Source organism: Candidatus Brocadia sp., assembly GCA_021646415.1.
In the GTDB taxonomy this organism is placed as follows: domain Bacteria; phylum Planctomycetota; class Brocadiia; order Brocadiales; family Brocadiaceae; genus Brocadia.
This window is the reverse complement of the sequence record SOEU01000013.1, coordinates 97,802-107,237: the sequence shown is the minus strand read 5'-3', so window position 1 is coordinate 107,237 and position 9,436 is coordinate 97,802. Positions and strand designations below refer to the sequence as shown.

General features: G+C 43.2%; 11 protein-coding genes and 1 pseudogene. 6 read left to right on the top strand and 6 right to left on the bottom strand.

The genetic code is table 11. From position 1 onward, the window contains the following. Nucleotides 1-117: 117 nt before the first annotated feature. The 4 genes and pseudogenes from E3K36_11640 to purH form a co-directional block, all read right to left on the bottom strand. On the bottom strand, nt 118-270 hold the full coding sequence (locus tag E3K36_11640) for a carboxypeptidase regulatory-like domain-containing protein (GenBank protein MCF6155878.1): 153 nt from the start codon (nt 268-270) through the stop codon (nt 118-120). Further along, entirely contained in the window at nt 271-732 is a 462-nt protein-coding gene (locus E3K36_11635) for a hypothetical protein (GenBank protein MCF6155877.1), read from the bottom strand. It lies immediately after the preceding gene. A gap of 27 nt (nt 733-759) precedes the next feature. Further along, nucleotides 760-948 (bottom strand): annotated as a pseudogene (locus E3K36_11630) (hypothetical protein). 1,517 nt (nt 949-2,465) lie between these two features. Further along, nucleotides 2,466-4,043 carry a bifunctional phosphoribosylaminoimidazolecarboxamide formyltransferase/IMP cyclohydrolase gene (gene purH / locus E3K36_11625; protein MCF6155876.1) on the bottom strand — a complete coding sequence of 526 codons (1,578 nt, stop codon included), beginning with the start codon at nt 4,041-4,043 and terminating at the stop codon, nt 2,466-2,468. A gap of 192 nt (nt 4,044-4,235) precedes the next feature. On the opposite strand from purH, the gene E3K36_11620 reads away from it, so the two are divergent. The 6 genes from E3K36_11620 to E3K36_11595 all read left to right on the top strand — a co-directional run bounded on the left by E3K36_11620 (nt 4,236) and on the right by E3K36_11595 (nt 7,926). Then, nucleotides 4,236-4,490: a glutaredoxin family protein gene (locus E3K36_11620; GenBank protein ID MCF6155875.1), complete on the top strand. Its 255-nt coding sequence runs from the start codon at nt 4,236-4,238 to the stop codon at nt 4,488-4,490. A 73-nt stretch (nt 4,491-4,563) separates the two neighbouring features. After that, on the top strand, nt 4,564-5,199 hold the full coding sequence (locus E3K36_11615) for an electron transport complex subunit E (protein MCF6155874.1): 636 nt from the start codon (nt 4,564-4,566) through the stop codon (nt 5,197-5,199). Further along, nucleotides 5,192-5,830: an RnfABCDGE type electron transport complex subunit A gene (locus E3K36_11610; GenBank protein MCF6155873.1), complete on the top strand. Its 639-nt coding sequence runs from the start codon at nt 5,192-5,194 to the stop codon at nt 5,828-5,830. Before E3K36_11615 ends, E3K36_11610 begins: the two co-directional genes overlap by 8 nt. A gap of 3 nt (nt 5,831-5,833) precedes the next feature. Further along, nucleotides 5,834-6,313, top strand: coding sequence for an acetolactate synthase small subunit (gene ilvN, locus E3K36_11605; GenBank protein MCF6155872.1), 480 nt, complete (start codon nt 5,834-5,836; stop codon nt 6,311-6,313). A gap of 31 nt (nt 6,314-6,344) precedes the next feature. Further along, a complete protein-coding gene (gene ilvC / locus E3K36_11600) occupies nt 6,345-7,346 on the top strand; it encodes a ketol-acid reductoisomerase (GenBank protein MCF6155871.1) in 1,002 nt (333 codons plus the stop codon). Between the two features lie 61 nt (nt 7,347-7,407). After that, complete coding sequence (locus E3K36_11595) at nt 7,408-7,926, top strand: N-acetyltransferase (protein ID MCF6155870.1); 519 nt, start codon at nt 7,408-7,410, stop codon at nt 7,924-7,926. Between the two features lie 51 nt (nt 7,927-7,977). On the opposite strand, the gene E3K36_11590 is transcribed toward E3K36_11595, so the two are convergent. Continuing rightward, entirely contained in the window at nt 7,978-8,283 is a 306-nt protein-coding gene (locus E3K36_11590; GenBank protein MCF6155869.1) for a hypothetical protein, read from the bottom strand. Then, nucleotides 8,280-9,296, bottom strand: coding sequence for a tetratricopeptide repeat protein (locus E3K36_11585; GenBank protein ID MCF6155868.1), 1,017 nt, complete (start codon nt 9,294-9,296; stop codon nt 8,280-8,282). The genes E3K36_11590 and E3K36_11585 overlap by 4 nt, the downstream gene beginning before the upstream one ends. Nucleotides 9,297-9,436: the final 140 nt, after the last annotated feature.

Genomic DNA, 9,436 nt, shown 5'->3' with positions numbered 1-9,436 from the left:
TATAACGCCACCGGGTAACTCCGCAAACCGCCAAATATTGAAGTTTATTATTGATTTTTGCGTAGTAAGGGTATTATGGAAGGCCGATTTTTGCTACGCGAAAATCATTTGCAGAATTTAGGTATAAGTATCTGCGTCTAAATCTTCAAACATAAAGAACCCGTCCCCATCGGATGACGTATTCGTTTCAGTCCCCGTTTTTACACCTTTGACCCTTATCTTTGCAGACCCTATGGGGACACCTTCGTCATCCACAACATAGCCGGGTATCTAACCCTTCTTACCCGATGCGATTGAAGCAGAAAGGTTCTCGGCGAATCTGGATACGAAGGTATCATTACCACCCCTATAAGAAGTACCGTTAGTTTCCGGGAAGTTCGATGACTCTGTATAACCGGCCACATAAATATTTCCTCCTGAATCTATGGCGGTTGAGTAACAATAATCCTTACCAAACCCGCCGAGATATGTGGATGAAACCAGTTTTTTTAAGTTACCTTTTAGCCTCGATACAAAGACTTCCACATCACCGTTGTATGAAGTATCATAAGCGCGCCTGGTTGTTGAAAAGTCTGATGACGACGTATAACCAGCCAGATATATATTTTTCCCTGGACCAATGGCCATAGAATAACCAAAATCATCAGACGTCCCCCCCAAATATGTCGAAGCACGAAGTCTTGTTAAATCCTTATTGAAGCTCGATACAAAGGCATCGACACCCCCTTTCAAAGACTTCTTATAAGCGCCCTTTCTTGTAGGAAAGTTCGATGATGTAGTCGCACCAGAGACATAGACATTTCCCCCTTTGTCAATGGCTACATCATAGGCAAATTCGATAAACGACCCTCCTAAAAATGTAGATACAAGCAGGGGGTCAATGATGAGTTCCCTGGTTTTGTCGTAGGAGGCGACTTTAAAACTGTAAATGGGTTGCGGGTTTCGGATTGCAAGTTAAGTACTTCGGACAGCGGGCATTCAGAATTCGGATTTCGGACTTCGTCGTGAGCGCTCAGCCGAACGATTGCAGATTTCGGATTTGTGAATTTTTGATTTCGGAATTTGGCTTTACCCAACCTTGAATCCCCTCTCAGGAGTGGACTTTCACACATTCCCCTCTCGATAGGGGTAAGGGGTGTGTTATTCTGCATTCCACAATCCGCAATCATATATTTACATTCCACTTCCACCCTCTTCCCATCAATCTCCTGATAGGCAACAGGTTTTGTAAATTTGACTATCCCAAGCTCTGTTTCTACTTCAAGCTCTCCATGTTCATTTACTAACACCCCCCGGTCCCCACCTTTATTAAGGGGGAATTCCTGGAGATTTGCACCACTCAGCATGATCTTTATCTGGTCTGGATCTGCACCTAGTCTTACCGTAAAGAGCCTTTCCACATTATTTCCATACGACTTCAGCTTCAGTTCCATGCCCTTATATACTTCTCCAAACATTACAACATCATACGTGGGGATATTGTACTGCCACTTCTTTGAGTCATTTCCCGTAAAATAGCTCACCTTTGTCGCGGACGGTGCTTCACCTTTCATTTCGTTCACCTTTCCGCCCACAAACTCCTCTTTAAGGACAATCCCCCTTGCTCCGGATTTTGGACTTCGTCGTGAGCGCTCAGCCGAACGATTGCAGATTTCGTATTGCGGATTTATTGAGATATCCTCTGTAGGTACCAATATCCTTGATGCCTTCTCAGACTGTTTCAGACTTGCGGTTTGGGCTAAAACGTTTTGGTCCAATTTTGCAGAGTGAACCGGCAAAGATTTAATAGTTCCTCTTCTGTGTTCTGTCTTCTGACTTCTGGATTCTTGTTCCCTATGCCGCCCATTAACTTCGGACTTTAACCTTTCAGCTTTCGACTCTCCACTTTCACTTCCTGTCAGAGAATAGACAATCTCCCCGTCTTTTGTGACAAAGACACTCCCCCAAAAGATATTGGCATAAAATGCCACCCTTTCATCCGTCTGCCCTTTATTGGCGATAAAGGGTACCAGGAGTTTTTTGGTATTTTGGATAACCTCTGGTATGGTTGCGTATTGACGGTTAGAGGCGTATGGCACGGTTGCAGACAGAACCTTTGGGTTGATGGGTATATGAGTCCCGACATTTTTTAAATTGGCCGGCATATCAAATTTTGAAGCTGGAAGGGTTTTGGGAAAAAATACCAGCTGCAGAAAAACTGTTTGCACGACAATTACTATACTCCACCTTAGCATAATTATTATCCTCCATCTGAGAGTTATAGAAAGAGAGAAAATAACAATTCAGTATTATTTCCACCCACTTCGATAATATTTATGACGGTAATTCTTTTGCAGCAAAACAAGCCGCAACCCTTCATCATGAAACAGAGAAGAAAGCCCTTTTCTGATTTCCTCAATTGATACTCTCTTTTGAATCTGTCATATGTGCGCACAGGAGCACGTTTTCAACGTACCTCCTCCAATTTAGTGCCTAAAATGCCGCTGGCCGGTAAATACCATGACTATTCCGTGTTCGTCAGCCGCGGCTATTGATTCGTCATCCTTGTTAGAGCCGCCAGGTTGAATAATGGCAATCACGCCAGCCTTGGCCGCTACATCCACACTGTCCCGGAAGGGGAAAAAGGCATCGGAAGCCATTACGGCACCTTTCACCCGATCGCCTGCCTTCTTTATGGAAATTTCTGTCGAATCGATACGGCTCATTTGTCCGGCTCCAACACCCACCACGGCCTCGTCCCTGGCGAGCACAATGCTGTTCGATTTTACATGCTTGCAAACGATAAAGGCAAACCGCAGATCGGCCATCTCTTTCTCGGAGGGCTTTTTCTTCGTAACAACCTTAAGGTTTGCAGGATCATACACTGATAGATCCCTGCCCTGTAAAAGTATTCCACCGACCACCCTCTTCATATCATAGGCACAGGAGTCAATCATTTGTGTTGATAACGCACCTGTCCTCAAAAGTCTCAAACTGCTCCCCCACTTGCGTTTTGTGGTAAGTATTTCTACTGCTTTTTCTTCAAACTCTGGCGCAATGATTGCCTCTACAAAATGCCCCGGTTCGGTAATGGCATCTGCCGTTGCCACATCTACGGTCTTATTTAATCCCAGGATACAGCCAAATGCGGATACAGGGTCACCACTGTATGCCTTTGTAAATGCCTCAGCCAGGGTATTCGCCGATGCGGCGCCGCAGGGATTTGTATGCTTTATTACGATGGCAGAAGGCCGTTCAAATTCTTTTACCAATTCAAGAGCAGCATTGAGGTCTATAATATTGTTATATGAAAGCTCTTTCCCGTACAATTGCTGGGCATTGGACACACAAGGTTCCTGAATATTTTCCTCCACATAAAATGCAGCTGTTTGATGGGGGTTTTCACCGTAACGTAAGGACTGTCGCTTCATATAGTCCAGTGAAAGGAGGGTTGGATAGCCCTCCTTTTCCGTACCCAGACTATCGAAATAGTTGGCAATAATCCTGTCATAACGACCAGTCGTCCTGAATGCCTCAATGGCAAGCTCAAGACGCATTTTTTCGGAAATATCATTGCGATTGGCCTTAATCTCCTCAATAATAAACCCGTAGCGCTTGGGATTCACCACAACAATCACATGCTTGTAATTTTTCGAAGCAGAGCGGATCATTGAAGGACCGCCGATATCGATATTTTCAATCGCTTCTTCCATACTCACGTCTTTTTTAGAGATCGTCTTTTCAAAAGGGTACAGATTAACAACAACCATATCAATGGGTTTAATTCCCAATTCCTTCATCTGTTTTTTGTGGATTTCGTTATCCCTTAAAGCCAATAATCCCCCGTGTACCTTGGGATGCAAGGTTTTCACGCGTCCATCCATAATCTCCGGAAACCCTGTATGCTCTGATATTTCAATCACACGAATACCATTTTCTTTGAGTAATTTGGAAGTACCGCCTGTGGAAATAATTTCTACCCCTAAATGCTGTAACTCCCGGGCAAACTCCACGATCCCCGTTTTATCAGAGACACTAATGAGTGCCCTTTCCAATTTTGCCATCTTTTTCTCCTTGTCATTGAAATCATATTTATTCCATAATGATTCGGCGATTTTAGCAGAAGGCAAAAATCAAGTCAAAAGAATAACACGCATTGAATATCACCTGGGTTTTTTCCATTGACTGTTTTTGTCTTTTGTGCTTGAATCTTTTTTCCATAACATGATTCTTCAACTTATCCGTGAGGGAAAATTATGACTACTCATAAATTAAAGGTGTTTTGTACACCGTTTTGCCCAAAGTGTAATCAACTGTTAGAATATTTAAACAAACGGAAGGCGGATTTCGTCTCCTTTGATATTGATAAAGATGAAAATGCAAGAAAGGAGGCAATTAAAATTGTTGGAACCGATGATATTGAATCACTCGACAAATTGCCCATCGTAGTTGCTGGCGATAAGGTTTTGTACGGTTTTGATAAAAAAGAGATTGACAAATATCTCCGCTAAAATTTCCACTTGACTTTTATCCGTAAAACGTTTAGCCTTTTAAAAATTTTTTACACAGTAATACTCTAATAGTATGGCAGAACACGGCAATCTGAAAGAATTTACAAAGGGAATTGTTCAATATAATCCCTTATTTGTGCTTGTGTTGGGGTTATGTCCCAGTCTTGCAGTCACAACCTCTATAAAAAACGGGTTGGCAATGGGTGGAGCAGCTACATTTGTGCTTGTCTGCTCCAACCTTATCATTTCCCTCGTGAGATCATTCATTCCCCGAGAGATTCGCATACCGTGTTTTATCGTTATCATCGCCGCATTTGTAACCATGGTTGAGTTGCTCATGAAGGCATATCTGCCGCCAGAATTGAATGCATCACTGGGCATATTCATTCCGCTCATTGTGGTTAACTGTATCATTATGTACCGTGCGGAATCATTTGCTTACAAAAATAAACCTTTGGTTTCCATTCTGGATGGGGCAGGATTGGGGTTGGGGTGGACGCTCTCGCTCTGTCTTGTTTCTGTTATACGTGAAGCACTCGGGGCGGGGACCATTTTTGGTCTGAAAGTATCTGAATCGTATCAGCCTGCCCCGGTAATGATCATGGCACCGGGGGCGTTTATTGTACTGGGACTCTTACTGGGTTTTTTTAACTGGAGAAAACTCAGAAAGAGTGAGAAAATTACGAAAGCATATATGAAACATGATTAAGGAAATTGCAGTAATTATCGTAAGTGTTGTCTTTGTCAACAACTTTGTCCTCGCAAAATTCTTAGGACTTTGCCCATTCCTGGGCGTTTCCCAAAAGACATCGTCCGCAATGGGTATGGGTGTAGCGGTAACATTTGTTATGACCCTTTCCTCAGCAATTACATGGATCGTGTATAATTACATCTTACTGCCAGGCGATGCAAATATTATCGCAATGGTCTTTCCCTCCGTACGAGAATTGGGGCTTATTGAAGTACTAAAAACGATTAGCTATATCCTTGTTATTGCGACGTTGGTACAACTGGTCGAAATGATGCTTAGAAAGATGGTGCCTACCTTGTATGAAAGTCTTGGTATTTATCTGCCCCTGATCACAACCAATTGTGCCGTATTGGGTGTGGCGCTTTTAAACACAACTGATTCTCCAAAACACCTGGGATTTATACAGGCTACCGTTCAGGGATTTGGCGCAGGGATCGGTTTTACTGTAGCCATGCTCCTGATGTCAGGAATCCGGGAGCGTTTGGCTCTGGTCAACATTCCCCAATCCTTACGTGGCATTCCGATTGCCTTTATTTGTACTGGACTCATGGCCCTTGCCTTTTTCGGGTTTTCAGGGATGGTACAATAAATTATGCGACACGTCATTTCTCTTCTTGTAGAAAATAAGGTTGGCGTTTTAGCCCATATTACCGGTTTAATCAGCGGAAGAGGATTCAATATCGACAGTCTCGCCGTTGGTGAAACGGAAAATCCAGCCTTCTCACGGATGACCATTGTCGTCAGGGGCGATGATGCCATCGTGGAACAGGTCAGAAAACAACTAGGAAAGATTATTGATGTAATCAAAGTAATCGACTTCACCAGTGAAGAATTTGTCGAACGGGACTTAATGCTGCTCAAGATCAACGTACCGGCCGGAAAACGCGGAGAAATTATTGAAATTGTAGAAATTTTCAGGGGGAAGATCGTTGATGTAAGCCCGAAAGATCTCGTTATTGAGATTTCCGGTTTCGAAGACAAACTTGAAGCAATGGTGAATTTATTAAGGCCTTATGGAATCAAAGAATTGGTAAGGACAGGCAGTATCGCTATAGGTCGTGGTGCAAAATAAAATTTATGAAAGGGGAAAAAAGGGAAGGGACATGTTAAAAATTTATTATGAAAAAGATGCAGATATCAATGTCCTGAAAGGAAAAAAAATTGCCGTGATTGGATACGGCAGCCAGGGACATGCGCAGGCACAAAACCTCAAAGAATCGGGTATGGATGTGATTGTATCTACAAGAACAGGCACACCAAATTATCAGTTGGCCACCAAACACGGATTCAAGCCAGTTTCCGTGGATGAGGCGGCACAGCAGGGAGATTTTATTCAAATACTCATGCCTGACGAAACACAGAAGGCGGTATACGAATCACAAATTAAACCCTATTTAAAAGAAGGAAAAACGCTGTGTTTTTCCCATGGGTTCAATATACATTTCGGACAAATCGTACCTCCGAATAATATCGATGTCATTATGGTTGCACCCAAAGGACCAGGACATCTTGTCCGCAGTGAATACGAAAAGGGAGGCGGTGTCCCTTGTCTTATGGCTATTCACCAGGATGCTACAGGAAAGGCCAGGGAAAAGGCCATGGCCTATGCATACGGAATTGGTGGTACACGGGCTGGTGTAATGGAAACCTCCTTTGCCGAAGAAACGGAAACAGACCTCTTTGGGGAGCAGGCAGTACTCTGCGGTGGGGCAGCGGCACTCGTCAAGGCAGGGTTTGAGACGCTGGTAGAGGCTGGATACCAACCTGAGCTTGCCTATTTTGAATGTATGCACGAACTCAAGCTGATTGTAGATCTTTTCTATCAGGGTGGTCTCAGTTATATGCGGTATTCAATTAGCAATACCGCCGAATACGGAGACCTGACCCGTGGTCCGCGTATTATTACGGAAGAAACAAAAAAGGAGATGAAGCGGATATTGTCAGAGATACAGAGCGGAAAGTTTGCCAAAGAGTGGATATTAGAAAACCAGGCCGGGAGACCTGTCTTCAACGCTTTAGAGAAAAAGGACAGAGGACACCTCATTGAAAAAGTTGGCAGGGAGCTGAGAAAGATGATGAAATGGATTAATGCAAAAGAGGTATAAAAACGATTAGGCAAAAACACATCCTTAAGCGCAGTCGACAAGTTAAACGTTTGCAGAATCTGTGATCAGGATTATGTCCACACTCACTTCCCATTGCCGTTCTGCCATACATCTTCGCACCGCAGTAGCACGGGATGTTGCAGCAATACTCGAATTGGAAATTGCCTGCTTTTCCCGTATAGAAGAGATGTTCAACCGCAGGCAATTGCGGGGATTGATCGCAAATCCTCGTGCAATTGTGGTGGTTGCAGAGAGCAAAGACCGGGTACTGGGGTGGTCTGCGGGGTTAGTACACCGCCACCGGCAGTGCTATTCCGGTCGATTATATGCGATAGCCGTGCATCCTGCTGCGCAGGGCAAGCGCATCGGGCAGAGACTAATTGATTGTATTCTCCATTCGCTCGCCATGCGTGGTGCCCAGCGGATTTTCCTCGAAGTCCGTGTCAATAACCAGGAAGCTATAAACCTTTATCGTAAATTTGGCTTCACGGATCAGGGATATCTGGCCGATTATTATGGTCAGGGTCATCACGGCTTGCGCATGATGCGGCACGCTGCGAATAAACATACCAAGGACTGATCGGCTTTGAATTTCTTTAACATCAATAGGGACAAGGGACAACAGAAAGACTTATTGCCCTTCGTTTCCCTTCGTTTGCTCCCTCTCCATCTTTTCTAAGCGCAGTATTAACCAGATGGATGCGCCAATGGCAAAGGGTAAAAGAATGTATTGGATGATTTCAAGTTTTGACCGCGGTGTTGGTGGAAGCTCGGGAGGAGGGACCTGAGTGGATTGCGCCTGTGCGATAGTACTTGTCCCGTTTGGATGGATATCCTGGGACTGAACGGTAAAAACAGGATATACGATATTTGATAGCAGCAACAGGTAGAGGGCTGTAAATACAGTTTTCACGATTGAATTCAAGATTGGCTTCATTTAATAAATATTAACTTCTTGTAAATATCATATTCTTCCTGAGCCTCTTTCAATTTGCCCAGCTTATTGTAAGTATCACCCAGCAGAAGGTGTGCATTGGCATTCCCGGGATCCAGCTCCAGCATTTTTTCGCACGTGGCTACTGCATCGTTATATAATCCCTTTTTATTGTAAGCGAACGCTAGATTATACCGTGATTCATGATTATTTGGATTTACGATTAAGATCTTCTTAAAAACCTCAATGGCCTCACCAAACATCTCTTTATCATTGTAAATAACCCCGAGATTATAATAAGCATCTTCATAGTTCGGATTGATTTTTAATGCTTGTTGATATGCCGCTGCTGCCTTATCAAAAAGTTTCTTTTCACCATAAAGACAACCCAGATTATAATAAACCCTGGCATTATTGGGACTCAATGTTACATATCTTTCAAGCGAAATGATAGCATTATCAGCCATCCCCCTCTTAACATAAAAATTTCCCAGATGGAGGTATGCTTCTGAATCTTTGGGATCTAACTCAACCACTTTTTTAAAAGAAATGATTGCCTCATTCGTCATGCCAAGTTTGTTATAAGCCAAAGCCTTCTTTTTATATGCATCGACCATCGTGGCATCTATCCCTGTTGCCTTGTTAAAGGCCTCAATAGCCTCTTCTAAACGACCCTGATTGAAGAGATTTAAACCTTCGTTATAAAGGTCCTGAGCCGTAAACGACTCTTCAACTGGCAACGGAGCAGGTGGAGTTTTAACAATTTGAGGAGTTTGTACAACCAACGGAGACCGAACAACCTCACCGATGGGAGTTTCTTCCCTGACTACCGGTGGCAACTGCTGATCTTCAACGGGCGTTGAAATAATTTCTTTAAATTCCAAATGTTTTTCAACCACATCCTCTTCCTTACCGCATCCGTAACAGGTAATTAAAAAAATACACAGAGAAAAAGTTAAACCATTGCAAACCGATTTTAAAGAATAACAAACATCTGCCCTGCATGGATTTTTCATATTCGTACTCTTGTATTTTCCTAAAAGGTGGCAATTTTAAAAGTAAACAGCATTGTAGTATGGCAAGATAAATTGTCAAGAAAAATTAAGCCAGTGAAAGATGTTGACCCTTTTTATAAACCCTTCGGATGCGTTTTTAA